Genomic DNA, 19161 nt, shown 5'->3' on the forward strand with positions numbered 1-19161 from the left:
GAGTGGGCGGCACCCTGCCGACACCGCCCGGGCACGGCAATGCCCGGGCGGTGTCGGAGGTGACTGGCAGGATGAGCTGCGTGCGGTTCCTCGATCTGGCAGCCACGTCCGTCGCCGTCGGCGCCACAAGCGGCCGACGGGCCAAGGTGGAGCTGCTCGCTGACGCGCTGCGCCGGCTCGAGCCCGGCGAGGTCGAGCCCGGCGCCGGCTATCTCGCCGGTGAGCTGCGCCAACGGCAGACCGGGGTCGGCTACGCGAGCCTGCGTGATCTGCCGCCACCGGCCGCCGCGCCGACGTTGACGGTGGCCGCCGTGGACGCGGCCATCGCGCAGATCGCCGCGGTGCACGGCTCAGGCTCACAGGCTCGGCGTCGGGCGCTGCTCGGTGCCCTCTACGCGGCGGCGACTGCCGACGAGCAGCGGCTGCTCACCGGCCTGTTCAGTGGCGAGCTGCGGCAGGGCGCACAGGCCGGGCTCCTCGCGGACGCTGTGGCCCGGGCCGCCGAGGTGCCGGTGGCGACGGTCCGCCGGGCGCTGCTCCTCGCCGGTGATCTCCGGGCGGTGGCGGTGGCCGCGTTGGCCGGAGGGGCCGCCGAGTTGGCCGGGTTCGGTCTACAGGTCGGCCGCCCACTGGCACCGATGCTCGCGCAGAGCGCCCCCTCGGTCGCAGAGGCGCTCGCCGCGACCGGCACGCCGGCGGTGGTCGACGTGAAGCTCGACGGCATCCGCATCCAGGTGCACCGCTCCGGCACCGACATCGCCGTGTTCACCCGCAGCCTCGACGAGATCACCACCCGGGTGCCCGAGGTGGTCGCAGCGGTCCGTGCCCTGCCGGGTCGGGAGTTGGTCCTCGACGGCGAGGCGATCGGCCTGGACGAGACCGGCCGCCCACTGCCGTTCCAGCAGACGTCGAGCCGGGCCGCCCGACGCACCACCCCCAGCACCACCGGGCGCACACCTGTCGCTCCGGCAGTGCTCGCGGCGGCCGCCAGCACGGGCGCGACGGTGCTCACCCCGTACTTCTTCGACCTGCTGCACCTCGACGGCCAGGATCTGATCGACAGTCCCGGCCGGGAACGGTGGGCCGCCCTGGCCGGTTCGGTGGATTCGTCGCTGCTGGTCGGTCGGATGGAGGTCGACGGCCCAGAGCAGGCCGCCGCCGCGTTCGCCGCCGCGCTCGACGCCGGGCAGGAGGGCGTGGTGGTCAAGGCGCCGGACGCCCCCTACGACGCCGGCCGGCGCGGTGCCGCCTGGGTCAAGGTGAAACCGCGGCACACCCTCGACCTGGTGGTGCTCGCCGTCGAGTGGGGCAGCGGCCGACGCAAGGGCTGGCTGTCCAACCTGCATCTGGGTGCGCGTGACGCGCGCACCGGTGACTTCGTGATGCTCGGCAAGACGTTCAAGGGGCTCACCGACGAGCTGCTGCGGTGGCAGACCGAGCGGTTCCTCGGCCTCGCCGTGGAACGCGGCGACTGGGTGGTCCGGGTCCGGCCCGAGCAGGTGGTGGAGATCGCCTTCGACGGGGTGCAGACGAGTTCGCGCTATCCCGGTGGGATGGCGCTGCGGTTCGCCCGGGTGGTGCGCTATCGCGACGACAAGTCCGCCGCGGAGGCGGACACCATCGACGCGGTCCGCGCCATCCACGCCGGCCGCGTGAGCGGCTGACCGGGCGAGGTCAGGCGGACGCGGTTGGTGTCGGTTCGGCGGCCCGGTCCAGCGGGGCCGGGGTGGTGCCGATGCCGGCGGCCCGGCGGGCCTCCCGACGGGCCACCCAGCCATAGCCGAAGATGGCCATCACCGCGAACAGCCACCACTGCACGACGTAGCCGAAGTTCTGCCAGTTGTTGGCGTGCCCGACCGGCACCGCCTTGAACACCGGATCGGCCGCCGGGGTCTGCTCGTCGAGCAGCAGATACGCACCGTAGACCGGGTAGGGAAGCTCGCCGGCCAGCCGCGACACCCCGATCCGCCGGATCTCCAGCAGCCCGTCGCGTCGGGCCACCGCGCCGGCGCCGCTCTCGGTCTCGTGCACCCGGCCGACCACCGTCACGTCGCCGGTCGGCGCGGCCGGCACCGACGGCTGGGCGGTCGCCCCACCGGACGCCGGCGGGATCCAGCCCCTGTCCACCAGCAGCGCCGTGCCGTCGGCGAGCACCAGCGGCGTGAGCACCTCGAAACCGACCCGGCTGTCCACCGTCCGGCCACGGACCAGCACGGTGTTCGTGGGGTCGTACCGGCCGGTGACGGTGACCCGGGTCCAGACCTTGTCCTCGGCGGGGGCCGGACCGGCCGTCCCCGCGCCGCCGGCGGGAGCGCGCAGCGCGTTGGCGAGCGGCACCGGAGCCATCCGCTGGCCCGCGTCGATCCGCTCGTTGACCTCGGTGCGCCCTCGGTAGCGGTCCAGCTGCCAGTTGCCGAGGAACACCATGACGGCGGCCGCGACCAGGGTCAGCGCGAGAGCGCCCAGCCAGCGTGGGCTCAGCAGGAACCGGTACACGGCACCGAGGCTACTCGTATGACCGGCGCCACTGACCTGGACCGGGCCGGACCGGGCCGGGCCGACGCCCCGGGGCACTGCCAGGGCCGGGCCGCCCACCCCGGTTGGCGGTGCTCGCGCCTCCAGCCGGGCGGGTATCGTCACGCCGACGGATCGGCCTCGGTCGTCCCGTCGCGTACCCGCTACCGCTCGCGAGGAGTCGATGATGACCGTCGTGCCGCGCCTGGTGCTCAGCGCGCCGTCCTCCGGGCACGGGAAGAACGCGCTGGCGATCGGGCTGCTCGCCGCCCTGGCCGAGCGAGGGGTCGACGTCGCCGGGTTCAAGCTCGGGCCGGACCACGTCGACGCCGCCTACCTCGGCCTCGCCGCCGGTCGGCCGGGCCGGGTGATCGACCCCCGACTGGTAGGCCTCGACCGGCTCGCCCCGCTGGTGGCGCACGGTGCCGCCAATGCCGGGCTGGCAGTGGTGCAGGGCAGCATGGGGCTGTACGACTCGGTCGGTGGCCGCCCCGAGCAGGAGTCCACCGCCGCTGCGGCCGCCGCGCTGCGCAGCCCGGTGGTGCTCGTTGTCGACGTGGCCGCGATGGGTCAGTCGGTGGCGGCCCTGGTGCACGGTTTCCGCTCGTACGACGAGCAGTTGTGGCTCGGCGGGGTGATCCTGAACCGGGTGGCGTCGTCGCGACACGAGGGGATGCTGCGCGAGGCGTTGGACGACGTGGGGGTGCCGGTCTACGGCGCGCTGCGTCGACAGGACCTGCCGGCGGTGCTGCCGTCGCGGCGGCACGGGGTTGCGCCGGTGGTCGACGACTCGGCCGACGCCGTCCGTGCGGTCCGCCGGCTGGGCGAGGCCGTCGCCGCCACTGTCGACCTGGAACGGCTGCTCGGGCTGGCCCGCTCCGCCCCGCCGCTGCCGGCGCCGGCCTGGTCTCCCGAGGAGGCCCTCGGCACGTTCACACCCCCGGCGAACCGCCCACTGGTGGCGGTGGCCGGTGGGCCGGGCGGCAGCTTCAGCCACCCGGAGACCACCGAGTTGCTCCGGGCCGCCGGCGCCGAGGTCGTCGTCGTCGATCCGCTGCGCGACGAGGCGCTGCCGGTCGGCACCCGCGCGCTGGTCGTGGGAGGCGCGCTGCCCGAGGCGTACGCCGAGCAGTTGTCGGCCAATCGGCGGCTCTGCATCGCGGTGGCCGAGTTGGCGCGGACGGGGCGTCCGGTGATCGCCGAGGGAGCCGGGCTGCTCTGGCTGGCCCGGGAACTGGACGGGCTGCCGATGTGCGGTGTCCTGGACGCGGTAGGCGTCAGCCGTGACGGGGTGGTGGCTGGCTACCGGGAGGCGACCGCCCAGACCGACAGCGTGGTCGCCGCCACCGGCACGGTGCTGGTCGGGCACAAGGCACACCGTGCGGTGCTCACCCCCCGCGCGGGTCAGCGCCCGGCCTGGAGCTGGGACGGCGGCGCGCCGGAGGGCTTCGTCTGGCGCAACGTGCACGCCTCGCAGCTCACAGTGCACTGGGCGAGCCATCCGGCGACGGCGGCCCGGTTGGTCGCCGCGGCGGCGGCCGACCCGACGAGCGAGGTGGTACCAGCGCAGCCGGGCGAGGTGTCGGTGTGATCGGTCAGGTGGCGGTGCGCCGGTTCCCGACGCTGACCGTCTCCACCCCGCGTACCGAGGTACGTCAGCTCACGGCGGCCGACGCGGCGGCGGCCGGGGAGATCTTCGCCGACAAGCTGACCCGGCGTTGGCTGCCGCTGCCCGACGACTCCGGCCCGATCGACGGGCTGGCCTGGTGCACCGATCTGGCCCGGCAGCGGCGCGACAGCGGGGAGGGCGACCACTACGCGGTGCTCCGGCGCGAGGACGACCAGGTGGTGGGCTCGCTGTGGACCCGGCGCACCGACTGGGGCGCCCGCCTCACCGAGATCTCCTACGCGATGGCGGCGCACGCGCGGGGCTTCGGCTTCGCCGCCGAGGCTGTCGACGCGGTGGCCATCGCGCTGATCCTGGAGCACGGCTTCCAGCGGGTCGAGCTGCGGGTGGCTCCCGGCAACCTGGCCTCGCGCCGGGTCGCCGAGAAGGGCGGGTTCAGCTACGAGGGCCTGCTGCGCAACGCCGGGTTCGTCAGCGGCGGCCGCGTGGATCTGGAGCTGTGGTCGTTCGTCGCCGCCGACCTGCGCTGAGCCGCACGCACCGACCCGCGCCCCGTCAGCCGACGATGGCGTCCGATGGTGGGGTGAACTGGCGGGTCGGGGTGCCCTTCAGGCCGTCGCGCAGGGTCTCCGAAACCGCCTTGATCGGGATTTGGGACTGCCCGTCACCGACCGCGTTGAACGGGTTGTCCGGGTCGGAGATGAAGCTCGCCGCTGCCAACTCCGGGGTGTAGCCCACGAACCAGGCCGACCGGGTGCTGTCGGTCGTACCGGTCTTGCCGGCCACCGGGCGTCCGACGGTGCCCCGCACGCTGTCGGCGGTGGACCAGCCGCCGCAGCTGCCGCGCGCCGGGGTGTCTCCGGTCGGGCAGCGGGCCGCGTCGGTGGCCGCCCGTGCGGCGTCAGCGCTCACCACCTGCCGGCAGCGCGGCTTGGCCACCTCACGGTGCAGACCGCCCGCTGTGGCGTACGTGGCGGGCGTGCCGTCCCGGTTCATGATCGCCTGCACGGGGATGGCCTCGCAGTAGCGGCCGTCGGCCGCGATGGCGGCGTACGCGTTCGCCATCTCCAGCGGGGTGGCGTCGGAGACGCCCAGGGTGAACGCACCCCACTTCTTCGCCTTGTCCGGCGACGCGTGGTCCCGGTCGACGTCGGTGCGCCACCGCAGCCCGAGCTGTTCGGCCAACCGGACCGCCCGGTCCGCGCCGACCTTCTCCTCCAGCCACACGAAGTACGTGTTCACCGATTTACCGAAGCCGGACCACATGGTCTGTTGACCGGACATGGCGCCGCTGGCGTTGGAGGGAGACCAGCCGTCGTAGACCTCGGAGCGGTAGCGGTGTGGGGCGTTGAACGAGGTGGAGAGGGTCATCCCCGCGTCGAGCGCGGCCAGCATCGGGAACATCTTGAACGTCGAGCCGGCCTGGTAGCCGGCCAGGTCACCGCCGCCGAGCAGTGGTGCCACGGTGTTCGGGTAGTTGGCCTTCACCTTCGGCCCGGCCTCGGGGTTGGAACTCAGCGGGTTCTCGGCCAGGTCCAGCGAGTACGTCCGGTTCACCGCCATGGCCTTCACCCGCCCGGTGCCCGGCTCGGAGACCACGATGCCGTTGGCGAACGGGCTGCCGGTGGCTTCCTTGGCGCCGACGTTCTTCTCCGCCGCCTCCTGGATCTTCGGGTCGAGACTGAGCACGATCCGGTAGCCGCCCCGGCGCAGGTTGTCCATCCGTTCCAGCCGGTTCGCCCCGAACGCGGGCTGCGCGCTCCACCAGTTCTTCAGGTAGTCGCAGGCGAAGCCCCAGCTGTTGTACTTCTCCGCCACCGCGGCGCAGTCGTGCGGTGGGGTGGTCAGCTTGAGCCGGATCGGTTCGGACTTGGCGGCGGCGGCCGAGTCGGGGGAGAGGTAGCCGAGTTGGCTCATCCGGTCCAGCACGTAGTTGCGCCGCCCGGTGGCCTCCTTCTGGTCGGAGTCGGCCGGGTCAAACTCGGAGGGGGACTTGACCAGTCCGGCGAGGGTGGCGGCCTCGACCGGGGTGAGGTCCTTCGGGGTCTTGGAGAAGAAGATCTCGCTGGCGGCGTAGATGCCGTACGCCCGGTGCCCGAAGTACGCCGAGTTCAGGTAGCGCTCCATGATCTGTTCCTTGCTCATCTCCTTCTCCAGGTCCAGCGCCATCCGCATTTCCTTGACCTTGCGAATGCTGGTCTGCTGGGTGGCTTCCTGGACCTCCTTGGGCGTGGTCGCGCTGTCCCGCAGGGCCATCCGGACGTACTGCATGGTCAGCGTCGACGCGCCCTGGGAGCCGCCGGAGCGGGCGTTGGAGACGAAGGCCCGGGCCACGCCCTTCGGGTCGACGCCGTGGTGCTGGTAGAAGCGGGAGTCCTCGGCGGCCACGATCGCCTGTTGGATGTTCGGCGACATGTCCGACAGCTTGGTGTACTGCCGGTACTCCTCGTAGAACATGGTCAGCACGGTCTTGCCGTCCGGGCCGTAGACGTACGAGGTCTCGGCGGGCAGGGCGGTCTTCAGCACCCGGGTCTTCTGTTCCACGGCGTGCGCGGTGGCCTTCGCGCCGAGCCCGGTGAGGGCGACCAGTGGGTACGCGGCGGCGGCGATCACGATTCCGGCGATCAGTCCGGCGCGGAGGAGAGGGACGAGACGACCAGCGGCAGCAAGGGGTCGGTTGCTCACCTGGTCAAGTTATGACATTTCCGATTCGTACATGAGAAGAACTCTTAAACCGGCGAGTGGGTGACGCGGCTTACCCCGACATCGACTGTCCCACCGGCCACCTTCCCGGCAGGATCGCGGACATGTCTGATCAGCCGAGCGCTGTCGCCCCACCCACAGTGGTCGAGCCGGACCTCGCTCACCACGGCGACGCCGAGGCGACCGCCGGCCTGATCGACCTCGCCGTCAACGTCCGTCGGGCGCGGCCGCCCGCCTGGCTGGCCGACCCGATCGCCGCGACCCTGACGGACCTGGCCCGCTACCCGGACCCGACACCGGCGCGAGCGGCGGTCGCCGCCCGACACCGCCGTCACCCGAACGAGGTACTGCTCACCGCCGGTGCCGCCGAGGGCTTCGTGCTGATCGCGCAGGCGCTGCGCGGCGTGCGCCGTCCGGTGGTGGTGCACCCCCAGTTCACCGAGCCGGAGGCCGCGCTGCGGGCCGCCGGGCACCCGGTCGAGCGGGTGCTGCTCGACGCCGCCGACGACTTCCGCCTCGACCCTGCCCGGGTGCCCGCCGACGCCGACCTCGTGATGATCGGCAACCCGACGAACCCGACCTCGGTGCTGCACCCCGCCCAGACGGTGGCCGCGCTGGCCCGCCCCGGCCGGGTGCTGGTGGTCGACGAGGCGTTCGCCGACACCACCATCGCCGCCGGGCGCCCCGGCGAACCGGAGTCGCTGGCCGAACGCCGCGACCTGCCCGGGCTGCTCGTGATCCGCAGCCTCACCAAGACGTGGGGCCTGGCCGGCCTGCGGATCGGCTACCTGCTGGGCGCCGCGGAGCTGCTGTCCCGGCTGGCCGCCGTCCAGCCGCTCTGGGCTGTCAGCACACCCGCGCTGGCCGCCGCGTCCGCCTGCGCCAGCGACGTCGCGGTCCAGGCCGAACGCGCGATCGCCGCCGACCTCGCCGCCGACCGCGACCACCTGGTCGCGCGCCTCGCCGAACTGCCCGGTGTACGCGTCGTCAGCCGTCCCGCCAGCGCGTTCGTCCTGCTGCACCTGCCGGGCGCGACCCTCGTCCGGGCCGCCCTGCGCGAGCGCGGCTGGGCGGTGCGCCGAGGCGACACGTTCCCCGGCCTCGGCCCGGACTGGCTGCGGGTGGCGGTACGCGACCGAAACACCACCGACGCGTTCATCGACGTGCTGCGCGAGATCATGGAGGCATGATGCTGGAGACCACGATCGCGGCGATCCGCCCGGCGGACGAAGCGGCCATGGCCGCCGCCCGGGAGCTGCACGGCCGGCTGACCAAGCCGGCGGGCTCGCTGGGCGCGCTGGAGGAGCTTTCGGTACGCCTCGCCGGCCTGGCCGGAGTCTGCCCACCACCGCTGCCCGAGCCGGCCGCCGTGGCGATCTTCGCCGGCGACCACGGGGTGCACGCCCAGGGGGTCAGCCCCTGGCCGCAGGAGGTCACCGCGCAGATGATCGGCAACTTCCTGGCCGGTGGGGCGGTGGTCAACGCGTTCGCCCGGCAGGCCGGCGCCTCGGTCACCGTGGTCGACGTCGGAGTGGCCACCCCGCTGCCCACCGACCCGGCCGCCGACCCGACGGCCCTCGACCCGACGGTGCTCGACCCGGCCGTGCCCCGGCTGGTTGTCGCGTCCGTCCGCCGGGGCACCCGTGACCTCACAGTGACCGCCGCGCTGACCCGGGACGAGGCGCTGGCGGCGGTGCAGACCGGCATCCGGATCGCCGACGAGCTGATCGACGCCGGCGCCGGCATCCTGCTCACCGGGGACATGGGCATCGGCAACACCACCCCGGCCGCCGTGCTCATCGCCGCGTTCACCGGCGCCGACCCGCTCGACACCACCGGTCGGGGCACCGGGGTCGACGACCCGACGTACGCGCACAAGGTGGCTGTGGTGCGGGCCGCGCTGGCCCGGCACACCCCCGACCCGGCCGACCCACTGGGGGTGCTGGCCGCCGTCGGTGGACTGGAGCACGCCGCCCTGGCCGGGCTGATCCTGGGGGCCGCAGCGCGCCGCACGCCGGTGCTGCTGGACGGTGTGATCGCGGTCTCGGCCGCGCTCGCCGCCGCGGCGCTCGCCCCGGCGGCGGTCTGCGCCATGGTCGCCGGCCACCGCTCGGCCGAGCCCGGCGCCACTGTCGCGTTGCGCCACCTCGGCCTCGACCCGCTGATCGACCTGGGGCTGCGCCTCGGCGAGGGCACCGGTGCGCTGCTGGCGTTGCCAGTGGTCACCGGCGCGGTCCGGGTGCTGCACGAGGTGGCCACCTTCGACTCCGCAGGGGTGGCCGAGAAGTGAGCACGCGCAGCGAACGAGCCGTCCGCCTCGGTGGTGCGGCATGACCTCCAATCCGTACCCCCTGGGTTTGCGGCTGCACGGGCGGCGGGTGGTAGTGGTGGGTGGCGGCGCTGTCGCCACCCGGCGCGTACCCGCGCTGCTGGACGCCGGCGCGGACGTCCTCCTGGTGGCCCCGGAGCTGACCCCGGCGCTGCGCGCCAGGGCCGACGCGGGTCGGCTGCACTGGGTGCCGCGCCGGTTCGTGCCCGAGGACCTGGACGGCGCCTGGCTGGTCCAGGTGGCTGTCGACGACCCGATAGCGGCGGCTTCGGTGAGCGCCGTCGCCGCCGAGCGGCGGATCTTCTGCGTCCGGGCCGACGACCGGACGGCCGCCACCGCCTGGACCCCGGCCGTGACCCGGCACGGCCCCGTCACCGTGGCGGTGCTCGGCGGCGGAGACCCGCGCCGGGCGATGACCGTCCGCGACGCCATCCGCGACCTCCTGGCGGTCCGCCTGGCACCGGACGGGATCGCTGGCCGGCCCGACGCTTCCACTGGGACGACAGGTGGGCGGCAGGCCGGGCGGGTGGCGCTGGTCGGTGCGGGGCCGGGGGACCCGGAGCTGATCACCGTGAAGGGCTGGCGGCTGCTCACCGAGGCCGACGTGGTGGTCGCCGACCGGCTGGTGCCCGGGCTGCTCCTCGACGAGTTGCGCCCGGACGTCGAGCTGGTGGACGCCTCGAAGATCCCTTACGGCCCGTCCCGGGCCCAGGAGGAGATCAACCAGATCCTTGTCGACCGGGCCCTGGCCGGCGCCTTCGTGGTGCGGCTCAAGGGCGGTGACCCGTACGTCTTCGGACGCGGCGGTGAGGAGTTGCTGGCCTGCGCGGCCGCCGGCGTGCCGGTGACAGTGGTGCCCGGGGTGACCAGCTCGATCGCCGCGCCGGCCGCGGCCGGCATTCCGGTCACCCATCGGGGGGTGGCGCACGAGTTCACAGTGGTCTCCGGGCACCTGGCACCCGACGCTCCGGCCTCGCTGGTGCGCTGGGACGCCCTCGCCGGTCTGCACGGCACCCTGGTGATCCTGATGGGGTTGAAGAACCTCGCCGCCATCACTGGCACCCTGATCGCCCACGGTCGGTCGCCGCAGACGCCGGCCGCCGTCGTCCAGGAAGCCACGACGGGCACCCAGCGGGTCCTGCGGTCCACGCTGGGCGAGGTAGCGGCCGACCTGCGTGCGGCCGACCTACGCCCGCCCGCCGTCGTCGTGGTGGGCGACGTGGTGGGCGCCCTCGACGGCTGACCGGCGACCGAACGCGGCGGCGACCCCTCCGGCGGTGGATGCCAGCCGCCGTCGTTGTCGGTGGTTGTCGGTGGCTGTCGACACAATGTCGCTCATGCTCACCGTGAAGGACCCTCACGAGACGTGGCGAACGGATCTGCTGACCCCGATCGCGCTGAGTTGTGGACGGCAGGGCCTGACCACCAGCTTCGAGGATCTCCCCTCGGGATGGCGCGATGCTCCGGTCCGGACTCTGAGGTGCACGGACGCCGAGGGCTCCTGGGCCGTCCTGGTCACTGTGGTCCGTGGCTATCGCCAGCCGACGGGCGACTCGCTCGTCGGCAACGAGTTCGGCCGTGATCCGCACGCCGGCTACGACCTGGACTCGCCCGGCGACCTGGTGTACGAGCTGCAGGTGACCGAGGACGACGGGTCCGACGAGCCCGAGCTGCTGGAGTTCCGGCTCTTCGGCGACCCGTGGGCGGCCGGGATGGAGGTGTTGCGGTGGGCCGGGAAGAAGGCGACGTACTCGGTCAGCCCGTCGGTCGAGCGGGCCGAGACACGGCAGCGCCGGGACCGCCGACAGTTCGACAATCGCCAGTCCAGCGCGGCATCGCCGCCGGTCCGGATCGGCGCGGTGTCGGATGAGGCCGCCGCCGACCTCGACGCCCTCGACCTGTCCACGTTGTGCTGGCACTTCCCACGCGGGAACACCGGCGCCTACCTGCGGTCCGCGGTGGTCGCACTGGCCGGCTACGGCGAGCAGCGGCCGCACCTGCGGGGCCGGTGGCTCACCGCGCGGGTCGAGGGCGCGGAGTTGGTCGTCGGCATCGACGACCTGATCCCGGCCAACCAGCGGCACCGCTGGGACAACGCCCGGTGGCTGTGGGACCGCCGAGCGGCGAACACCCCGGCAGGGCTTCGCTGGCAGGTCGATCGGGTCGAGCAGGCCGCCCCCGCGGTCGCGGCCGTCCGCCGAGGCGCGTTGCCCGAGGCGCTGACCAACGCCGGGGTGGAGACGGATCCGGAGCTCGACGCGTTGCTGACCGGCGTGCCGTCCCGGCTCTCCGACGCCGAACTCACGGCGATCTGGGTGGCGAACCTGTACCGCGGTCTCGCCGACCTCGCGCCCTGGCGGCTGGACGCGGCGTACCGAGGTTGGCGTGACGCGCGACAGGCGCAGGGACTTGCGGTCCAGGACCCTGTCGTCCTGTTCGGCCTCGGCGGCGTCGGCGCGGCCCGTAAACCGAAGCTCGCGCTCGACCACACCGGCGGCGCCCCACTACTGCGCCTGATCCACACCGGCAGCAACGCGGTGCTGCCGTACGCGCACTGGACGGTGCCCGCCGACCTCGTCGCCCACCTGCACGGGTGGCAACCGAGCCTGCCGTACCCGCACTGACCGACGGGGCCGGAGCGCAAGCGCTCCGGCCCCGTCACACACACGGCGAACTACTGCTTGAGCATGTTGTCCAGCAGCAGGGCGCAGCGGATCAGACCGAGGTGGCTGTACGCCTGCGGGTGGTTGCCCAGGCCGCGCTCGGCGAGCGGGTCGTACTGCTCGGGGAGCAGCCCGGTCGGGCCGGCGGTCAGCACCATCTGCGCGAACAGCTCCTCGGCGTCGGTGCGGCGGCCGGTGCGCAGGTACGCCTCGATCAGCCACGCCGTGCAGATGTGGAAGCCGCCCTCACGGCCGGGCAGGCCGTCGTCCCAGTGGTAGCGGTAGACGACCGGGCCGCTGCGCAGGTCCGCCTCGATCCGCAGGACTGTGGACAGGAAGCGCGGGTCGTCGCCCGGGAGCAGGCCGGAGAGGCCGATCCAGAGCGACGAGGCGTCCATGTCCTCGTCCCCGTACGCGACGCTGTACGCCTCGACGTCGGAGTGCCAGCCGTGCTCCAGCACGTTGGCGCCGATCCGGTCGCGCAGGTCCTTCCACTCGGGCCGGTCCTCGCCGCCGTGCTCGCGCATCACGTGCAGCGCGCGGTCGACTGTCATCCAGCACATCACCTTGGAGAAGACGTGGTGCCGGGGTGGCAGCCGGGCCTCCCAGATGCCGTGGTCGGGCTCGTGCCAGCGGCGGCGGACCGCCTCGACCATGTTCTCCAGGACCCGCCACTCGTCGTCACGGACCGAACCGCGAGCGTCGGCGACGGCCGCGATCAGGTCGGCGATCGGGCCGAAGACGTCCAGCTGCAACTGGTGGTTGGCGAGGTTGCCGACCCGGACCGGCCGGGAGCCGGCGTACCCGGGCAGCGTGTCGATGACGGCCTCGGCACCCAGCTCGTAGCCGTCGATGGTGTAGAGCGGGTGCAGTCGCTCCGGGTGCCCGCCGGTGCGCTCGATGCAGCCGTCCACCCAGCGCAGCAGCGCCTCGGCCTCCTCGACGGAGCCCAGGTCGACAAGTGCGCGGGCGGTCAGCGCGGCGTCGCGCAGCCAGCAGTAGCGGTAGTCCCAGTTGCGGACGCCGCCCAGCTCCTCGGGGAGCGAGGTGGTCGCCGCGGCCAGGATCGAGCCGGTGGCTTCGTGGCAGAGCCCGCGCAGGGTGAGGGCGCTGCGCGCGACCAGGTCGCGGGCGGTGGACGGCAGCCGCAGCGAGGCCACCCAGTCCTTCCACGGCTGCTCGGCGGCGGCCTGCCGCTCGTGGATCGGCACCCGATGGTGCTCCAGGCTGTGCGTGCCGAAGCGCAGCTCCAGCACTACCTGCCCACCGGCGGCGGAGAGGTCGACGATCGCCTTGGCGGTCTCGTACCCCCCGTCGTTGCCGACCTCCCACTCCACACCGGGGGCGTAGAGCGCTACCGGCTCGTTGGAGCCGAGCACCAGCAGACCGTCGCCGATCGGCTGCAACTGCACGGCGACCTGGCCGAACTCGGGCCTCGGCGCGAACTCCACAGTGGCCTTGCCGCTGCCGGTCAGCACCCGGACCAGTGTCGAGTCGCCGGTGATGACCGCCGGGCTGTCGCTCGGTGTGGTCTCCCGGGCCGGCTTGTCCAGCCAGTCGGTGACGGTGAGCCCGGACCAGCGGGTCTCCACGGTCATCGTGCCGGACCGGTAGCGCTGGCCCAGCGGGATGCCGCCACGTTCCGGGGTGATGCTGAAGTGGCCGGCCGGGCTGCCACCGACCAGGTCGGCGAAGATCGCCGCCGAATCGGGCTTGGGGTGGCAGAGCCAGCTCACCTTGGCCTCGGGGGTGAGCAGAGCGACGGTACGACCGTTGGCCAGCATGGAGTGCCGTTCGATCGGCACCGCCCGCTCACCGAACAGCCAGTGCCGCCGGGTCTCCAGCAGCAGCGCCAGCGCGCGGGCGGCCTCCAGCGGGTCGGCCACCCGGTAGCTGGCCTGGGTGTCGCCGGGGCCGATCTTGATGCCGAGGTCGGGACCGTGCAGGTGGCCGAACCCGTTCTCGTCGGTGACGTCGTCGCCGATGAACAGGACCGCGCTGGAGGCGAGCTGGGTCCGCAACTGGTCGAGTGCGGTGCCCTTGTGGGTGGCCACCACGGAAAGTTCGATGACCTCCTTGCCCTGGGTCACAGTGACGCCGTCGAAGGTGGCCGGACCGTTGCGGACCGCCTCGATGGCGGCGGCGGCGATCTGCGGGTCGACCCCACGGGTGTGCATCGCGACGCTCGCCGGTTTGCGTTCCAGCCGGATGCCCGGGTGCTGGGCGGCGATCTCACGCAGCGCGTTGCGGACCTGGGTCCGTACGGCGACCAACTCGGGGGAGAGCCGCTCGACGAAGCCGATGTCGAACTCGGAGCCGTGGCTGCCGACGAGGTGCACCTCGCTGGGCAGCCGCGAGAGCGCGGCCAGGTCGCGCAGCGCCCGACCAGAGACCACCGCCACTGTGGTCTGCGGCAGCGCGGCGAGCGCGCGGATCGCGGCGACCGACTCGGGCAGCGGGACGGCTGTGCTGGGGTCTTCCACGATCGGCGCCAGCGTGCCGTCGTAGTCGCAGGCGACCAGGAGCTGGGGGACCCGGGCGATCCGGCCGATGGCGGAACGCAACTCAGGGTCCATGACCCCGGTGGCGTTTGCCGCCCCATCGTTGACGGACGTGTTCACTCGGCCTCCGCCTCGGGAACTCCGAGCTCCGAGAGGAAAGACTTGGCCCAGTGGCCCACGTCGTGGGTACGCAGGTGACGTTGCATTGTCCGCATCCGGCGGCGTGCCTCGGTTTTCTCCACGTGCACTGCCCGGAGGAGGGCGTCCTTGACCGCGTCCGGGTCGTGCGGGTTACACAAAAATGCCTGGCGAAGCTCGGTGGCGGCACCGGCGAACTCACTGAGTACGAGCGCGCCACCCTGGTCGGCACGTGATGCTACGTATTCCTTCGCCACGAGGTTCATTCCGTCTCGCAGCGGGGTCACCATCATCACGTCGGCAGCAACGTACATCGCCGCCAGCTCACTGCGACTGTACGACTGATGGAGGTAATGGACCGCCGGCACGCCGACCCTGCCGAACTCGCCGTTGATCCGGCCGACCTCGCGCTCCACCTTCACCCGTAGTGCCTGGTAGTGCTCCACGCGCTCGCGGCTGGGTGTGGCGACCTGAACCATGACCGCGTCGGGAACTGTCAACTTTCCGTCAGCCAGCAGCTCCCGGAAGGCCTTGAGCCGCAACTCGATGCCCTTTGTGTAATCCAGCCGGTCCACGCCCAGGATTATCGTCTTCGGATCGCCCAACTCGGCGCGAATCTGCTTGGCCCGGGCCTGGATCGCCGGATCGGCGGCCATCCGTTCCATCTCCTGGGTGTCGATCGAGATGGGGAAGGCGCCCGCCTTCACCTGCCGACCGTCGACCTGGATCATCTGCCCCTCGTAGCGCAGCCCGAGCAGGTGCCGGGCCAGCCGGACGAAGTTCTGCGCGGCCAGCCGCTGCTGGAAACCGACCAGGTCGGCACCGAGCAGACCGCGCAGGATCTCGGTACGGAACGGCATCTGCATGAACAGCTCGATCGGCGGGAACGGGATGTGCAGGAAGAACCCGATCCGCAGGTCCGGGCGGAGTTCACGGAGCATCGCCGGCACCAACTGGAGCTGGTAGTCCTGCACCCAGACCGTCGCGCCCTCGGCCGCCACGTCGGCTGCGGCCTCCGCGAACCGGGCGTTGACCAGGCGGTACGCCTCCCGCCACCGGCGCTTGTAGGCCGGCGTCTCCACCGCGTCGTGGTAGAGCGGCCAGATCGTCGCGTTGGACTGGCCCTCGTAGTAGCGCTCCAACTCCTCGGCGCTGAGCGGGACCGGGTGCAGCCGGATCCCCTCCAGGTCGAACGGCTCGGGGGCCGCGCCGGTGCCACCGGCCCAGCCGACCCAGGTGCCCTTGTGTTCGGCGAGTACGGGATGCAGCGCGGTGACCAGCCCGCCAGGGCTGCGTCGCCACTGCCGGCCCTCGGGTGTGCTCACCTCGTCGACCGGCAGACGGTTCGCCACTACGACAAAGGAGCTACGGACGGTCACGATCGGCCACCTCCGGGTACTGACGGGTCCACCGCGATGAGCGTACTGAGCGTAGCTGCGGCGTCTTGTGCCCCGTGCCGGAGTCTCCTACCCGCCTCGGTGCGACCGAATCCTAAAGGTGATCTTGTCGACAGCCCGCAGGTCAGAGGTCGATGATCGGCCATTCCTTGGGCAGCACCTCGCCGAGCAGCTCCCGCCGGTCCGTCATGATCGGCACGAGGGGGTGGGCGGCGGCGTCCATCGCCAACTGAGCTAGGTCCGTGTGTCCGGTCATCCGGCGCGACCATCCGCCGAGAAACGAGCACATGTTCGGCTCGACAGGTGTTACCCGGATGTGCGGCAACGCGGCGAGTACTTCGAGCATCTCCCACTGATCGGGAGTGGCCTCCTGGTGCGCACGGACGAGGCAGAGTGCCGGCACCAGCACGTGCACGCCATAGTCGGCGGCTTCCGCGATGCGGTGTCCGACATCCCGTTCGGACGAGGAATATGCCAGCAGGGCGGTCGCATCCAGCGCCAAGCCGTAGCCCGTCACCGGGTGGCTCTCGCGCGTGCCGCCAAGACCTCCGCCTGGAGCTGGGCTGCCTGTTCGCGCAGTTCGGGCGTGATGCTCGCCCGCAACTGCTCCATCTCGGCGTGTACCCGCGCGACGCCCTCGTCGGTGATCTCAAAACCCACCCGCCGGAGGATCTCCCGCGTCTTCTCCCCGGCCACCCTCCGCCGCAGAGACTCAGCGACATAGGCGGAGGCGTTCGGCTCGTCGGCCAGCCTGTCGGCAAGCTCATCGGGCAGGCTGATGGTGATCTTCTTGGTCATACCGAAACCGTAATTTGCCTTACCGGCTCTGGCAAGGAGGCGCGCTCGCGTACCCCTGGGGCGGGGTGATGTGGGCGAAGCGCGCCGTACCTGTCAGGATTGACGATGGCGTGCGCGCGGCCGGCTCCCGGCCGGCGGCGGCGGGCGGTCCTCGCAGCCCGCGCCGCGCCGCCGATCAGCGACAGCAACCGACGGAGGTAGCCCGCACCGTGGCCCAGTACATCTACGTTCTGGAAAAGGCGCGCAAGGCGCACGGCGACAAGGTCGTGCTCGACAACGTGACGTTGAGCTTCCTGCCAGGAGCCAAGATCGGTGTGCTCGGTCCGAACGGCGCCGGTAAGTCCAGCCTCCTCAAGATCATGGCAGGGTTGGACAAGCCGAGCAACGGCGAGGCCCGACTCATGCCCGGCTACACCGTCGGCATGCTCGCCCAGGAGCCCCCGCTCAACGAGGCCAAGACCGTGCTCGGCAACGTCGAGGAGGCGGTCGCCGAGACCAAGGCCAAGCTGGAGCGGTTCAACAAGATCGCCGAGCAGATGGCCACCGACTACTCCGACGAGCTGATGGAGGAGATGGGCAAGCTCCAGGAGGAGCTCGACCATCTCGACGCCTGGGACGTCGACTCCAAGCTCGAACTGGCCATGGACGCGCTGCGCTGCCCGCCGCCGGACGCCGACGTGACCCAGCTCTCCGGTGGAGAGCGTCGCCGAGTGGCGCTCTGCAAGCTGCTGCTGGAGGCGCCCGACCTGCTGTTGCTCGACGAGCCCACCAACCACCTGGACGCGGAGAGCGTCTCCTGGCTGGAGCAGCACCTCGCCAAGTACGCCGGCACCGTCATGGCGATCACCCACGACCGGTACTTCCTCGACAACGTGGCCGGCTGGATCCTGGAGCTCGACCGCGGCCGGGCCATCGGCTACGAGGGCAACTACTCCACCTACCTGGAGAAGAAGGCCGCTCGCCTGGCCGTCGAGGGTCGCCGCGACGCCAAGATGAAGAAGCGCCTCACCGAGGAGCTGGAGTGGGTCCGCTCCAACGCCAAGGCCCGGCAGACCAAGTCCAAGGCCCGCCTGGACCGGTACGACGAGATGGCCAACGAGGCGGAGAAGACCCGCAAGCTCGACTTCGAGGAGATCCAGATCCCGCCGGGCCCGCGCCTGGGCAGCACGGTGATCGAGGCGGTCAACCTCAGCAAGGGCTTCGGCGACCGGCTGTTGATCGACAACCTGTCGTTCTCGCTGCCGCGCAACGGCATCGTCGGCATCATCGGCCCCAACGGCGTCGGCAAGACCACCCTGTTCAAGACCATCGTCGGGCTGGAAGAGCCGACCGGCGGGCAGGTCCGGGTCGGCCCCACCGTCTCGCTGTCGTACGTCGACCAGAACCGCGAAGGCCTCAACGGCGACAAGACCGTCTGGGAGGTCGTCTCCGACGGGCTGGACTACCTGATGGTGGGCAAGGTCGAGATGCCGTCACGGGCGTACATCGCCGCATTCGGCTTCAAGGGACCGGACCAGCAGAAGCCGACGAAGGTGCTCTCCGGCGGTGAGCGCAACCGGCTCAACCTGGCGCTGACCCTGAAGATCGGCGGCAACGTCATCCTGCTCGACGAGCCGACGAACGACCTGGACGTGGAGACGCTGTCCAGCCTGGAGAACGCACTGCTGGAGTTCCCCGGCTGCGCCGTGGTCATCTCGCACGACCGGATGTTCCTGGACCGCGTCGCCACGCACATCCTGGCCTGGGAGGGCGACGACCAGGACCCGACCCGGTGGTTCTGGTTCGAGGGCAACTTCGAGGCGTACGAGAAGAACAAGATCGACCGCCTCGGCGCGGAGGCTGCCCGGCCGCACCGGGTGACCTACCGCAAGCTGACCCGCGACTGACCGGCCGAGAAGGTGTCTGACCGCTTCGTCTACCACTGCACCCTGCGCTGGTCCGACCTGGACGCGTACGGCCACGTCAACAACTCGCGCTTCCTCACGCTGTACGAGGAGGCGCGGGTGGCGTTGATGTTCGCCGGGGGCCGGGCCTGGGGCGTCGGCTCGTTCGCCGACGGTGTGGTGATCCGCCGGCACGAGGTCGACTACCTGCGCCCGGTCGACTACGCGCTCGGCCGGGCCACCGCGGAGGCGGCACCCACGGTCCGGATCGAGCTGTGGGTGGAGGAGATCCGGGCCTCCCGGTTCACCGTCGCCTACGAGTTGTACGACGGTGAGGTGCTGGCCAGCCGTGCCCGTTCGGTGCTGGTGCCGTTCGACCTGACCCGCCAGGTGCCCCGGCGGATCACCACCGAGGAACGGGACTTCCTGCTCACGTACGCGCCGCAGGGCGGTGTGGCGTGACCCGACCGGGCACCGCCGAGCCGGGCCGGACGGCGGCGTCCACCCACGGTGTCGTCGGGGTGGCGGACGCGGGCGCCTTCCTGGCCCGCCGCCGTACGCGTGGCCGACGCCGACGGCTTGGCGGCCGTCTCGATGAGCCGCGTGGC

At 72.1% G+C, this 19161-nt stretch carries 15 protein-coding genes; 9 read left to right on the top strand and 6 right to left on the bottom strand.

What is annotated here, in order from left to right; translation table 11 throughout:
* The first annotated feature begins 71 nt into the window (after positions 1-71).
* The gene (locus tag AB0C20_RS18765) at positions 72-1664 is read left to right on the top strand and encodes an ATP-dependent DNA ligase (RefSeq protein WP_357185118.1); all 1593 of its coding nucleotides are present in this window, start codon (positions 72-74) and stop codon (positions 1662-1664) included.
* Between the two features lie 10 nt (positions 1665-1674).
* Here the strand turns inward: AB0C20_RS18765 and AB0C20_RS18770 are convergent, their stop codons facing one another.
* Positions 1675-2496, bottom strand: coding sequence for an SURF1 family protein (locus AB0C20_RS18770; protein WP_357185305.1), 822 nt, complete (start codon positions 2494-2496; stop codon positions 1675-1677).
* Between the two features lie 205 nt (positions 2497-2701).
* On the opposite strand from AB0C20_RS18770, the gene AB0C20_RS18775 reads away from it, so the two are divergent.
* Positions 2702-4105, top strand: coding sequence for a cobyrinate a,c-diamide synthase (locus AB0C20_RS18775; RefSeq protein WP_357185121.1), 1404 nt, complete (start codon positions 2702-2704; stop codon positions 4103-4105).
* Positions 4102-4671: a GNAT family protein gene (locus AB0C20_RS18780; protein WP_238685465.1), complete on the top strand. Its 570-nt coding sequence runs from the start codon at positions 4102-4104 to the stop codon at positions 4669-4671. The genes AB0C20_RS18775 and AB0C20_RS18780 overlap by 4 nt, the downstream gene beginning before the upstream one ends.
* 25 nt (positions 4672-4696) lie before the next feature.
* On the opposite strand, the gene AB0C20_RS18785 is transcribed toward AB0C20_RS18780, so the two are convergent.
* On the bottom strand, positions 4697-6826 hold the full coding sequence (locus tag AB0C20_RS18785; RefSeq protein ID WP_357185125.1) for a transglycosylase domain-containing protein: 2130 nt from the start codon (positions 6824-6826) through the stop codon (positions 4697-4699).
* 122 nt (positions 6827-6948) lie between these two features.
* Here AB0C20_RS18785 and cobC point away from each other — a divergent pair, with 122 nt between their 5' ends.
* The 4 genes from cobC to AB0C20_RS18805 all read left to right on the top strand — a co-directional run bounded on the left by cobC (position 6949) and on the right by AB0C20_RS18805 (position 11797).
* Complete coding sequence (gene cobC, locus AB0C20_RS18790; protein ID WP_357568424.1) at positions 6949-8034, top strand: Rv2231c family pyridoxal phosphate-dependent protein CobC; 1086 nt, start codon at positions 6949-6951, stop codon at positions 8032-8034.
* Positions 8034-9134, top strand: coding sequence for a nicotinate-nucleotide--dimethylbenzimidazole phosphoribosyltransferase (cobT, locus tag AB0C20_RS18795; RefSeq protein ID WP_357568430.1), 1101 nt, complete (start codon positions 8034-8036; stop codon positions 9132-9134). Before cobC ends, cobT begins: the two co-directional genes overlap by 1 nt.
* Positions 9135-9174: 40 nt before the next feature.
* A complete protein-coding gene (gene cobA / locus AB0C20_RS18800) occupies positions 9175-10416 on the top strand; it encodes a uroporphyrinogen-III C-methyltransferase (RefSeq protein ID WP_357568425.1) in 1242 nt (413 codons plus the stop codon).
* A 94-nt stretch (positions 10417-10510) separates the two neighbouring features.
* A complete protein-coding gene (locus tag AB0C20_RS18805) occupies positions 10511-11797 on the top strand; it encodes a hypothetical protein (RefSeq protein ID WP_357568426.1) in 1287 nt (428 codons plus the stop codon).
* Between the two features lie 50 nt (positions 11798-11847).
* Here AB0C20_RS18805 and otsB read toward each other — a convergent pair whose 3' ends face one another.
* The 4 genes from otsB to AB0C20_RS18825 form a co-directional block, all read right to left on the bottom strand.
* Complete coding sequence (gene otsB, locus AB0C20_RS18810; RefSeq protein WP_357185308.1) at positions 11848-14412, bottom strand: trehalose-phosphatase; 2565 nt, start codon at positions 14410-14412, stop codon at positions 11848-11850.
* 41 nt (positions 14413-14453) lie between these two features.
* The gene (locus tag AB0C20_RS18815) at positions 14454-15854 is read right to left on the bottom strand and encodes a trehalose-6-phosphate synthase (RefSeq protein WP_030333449.1); all 1401 of its coding nucleotides are present in this window, start codon (positions 15852-15854) and stop codon (positions 14454-14456) included.
* 142 nt (positions 15855-15996) lie between these two features.
* Complete coding sequence (locus AB0C20_RS18820; protein WP_357185140.1) at positions 15997-16389, bottom strand: hypothetical protein; 393 nt, start codon at positions 16387-16389, stop codon at positions 15997-15999.
* Positions 16386-16670, bottom strand: a complete 285-nt coding sequence (locus AB0C20_RS18825) for a hypothetical protein (RefSeq protein WP_238685459.1) — start codon at positions 16668-16670, stop codon at positions 16386-16388. Before AB0C20_RS18825 ends, AB0C20_RS18820 begins: the two co-directional genes overlap by 4 nt.
* 209 nt (positions 16671-16879) lie before the next feature.
* On the opposite strand from AB0C20_RS18825, the gene ettA reads away from it, so the two are divergent.
* Entirely contained in the window at positions 16880-18556 is a 1677-nt protein-coding gene (gene ettA / locus AB0C20_RS18830; protein ID WP_099856650.1) for an energy-dependent translational throttle protein EttA, read from the top strand.
* A 12-nt stretch (positions 18557-18568) separates the two neighbouring features.
* Positions 18569-19015: a thioesterase family protein gene (locus AB0C20_RS18835; protein WP_112584127.1), complete on the top strand. Its 447-nt coding sequence runs from the start codon at positions 18569-18571 to the stop codon at positions 19013-19015.
* Positions 19016-19161 lie beyond the last annotated feature (146 nt).

The organism is Micromonospora sp. NPDC048843, assembly GCF_040649965.1.
In the GTDB taxonomy this organism is placed as follows: domain Bacteria; phylum Actinomycetota; class Actinomycetes; order Mycobacteriales; family Micromonosporaceae; genus Micromonospora; species Micromonospora hortensis.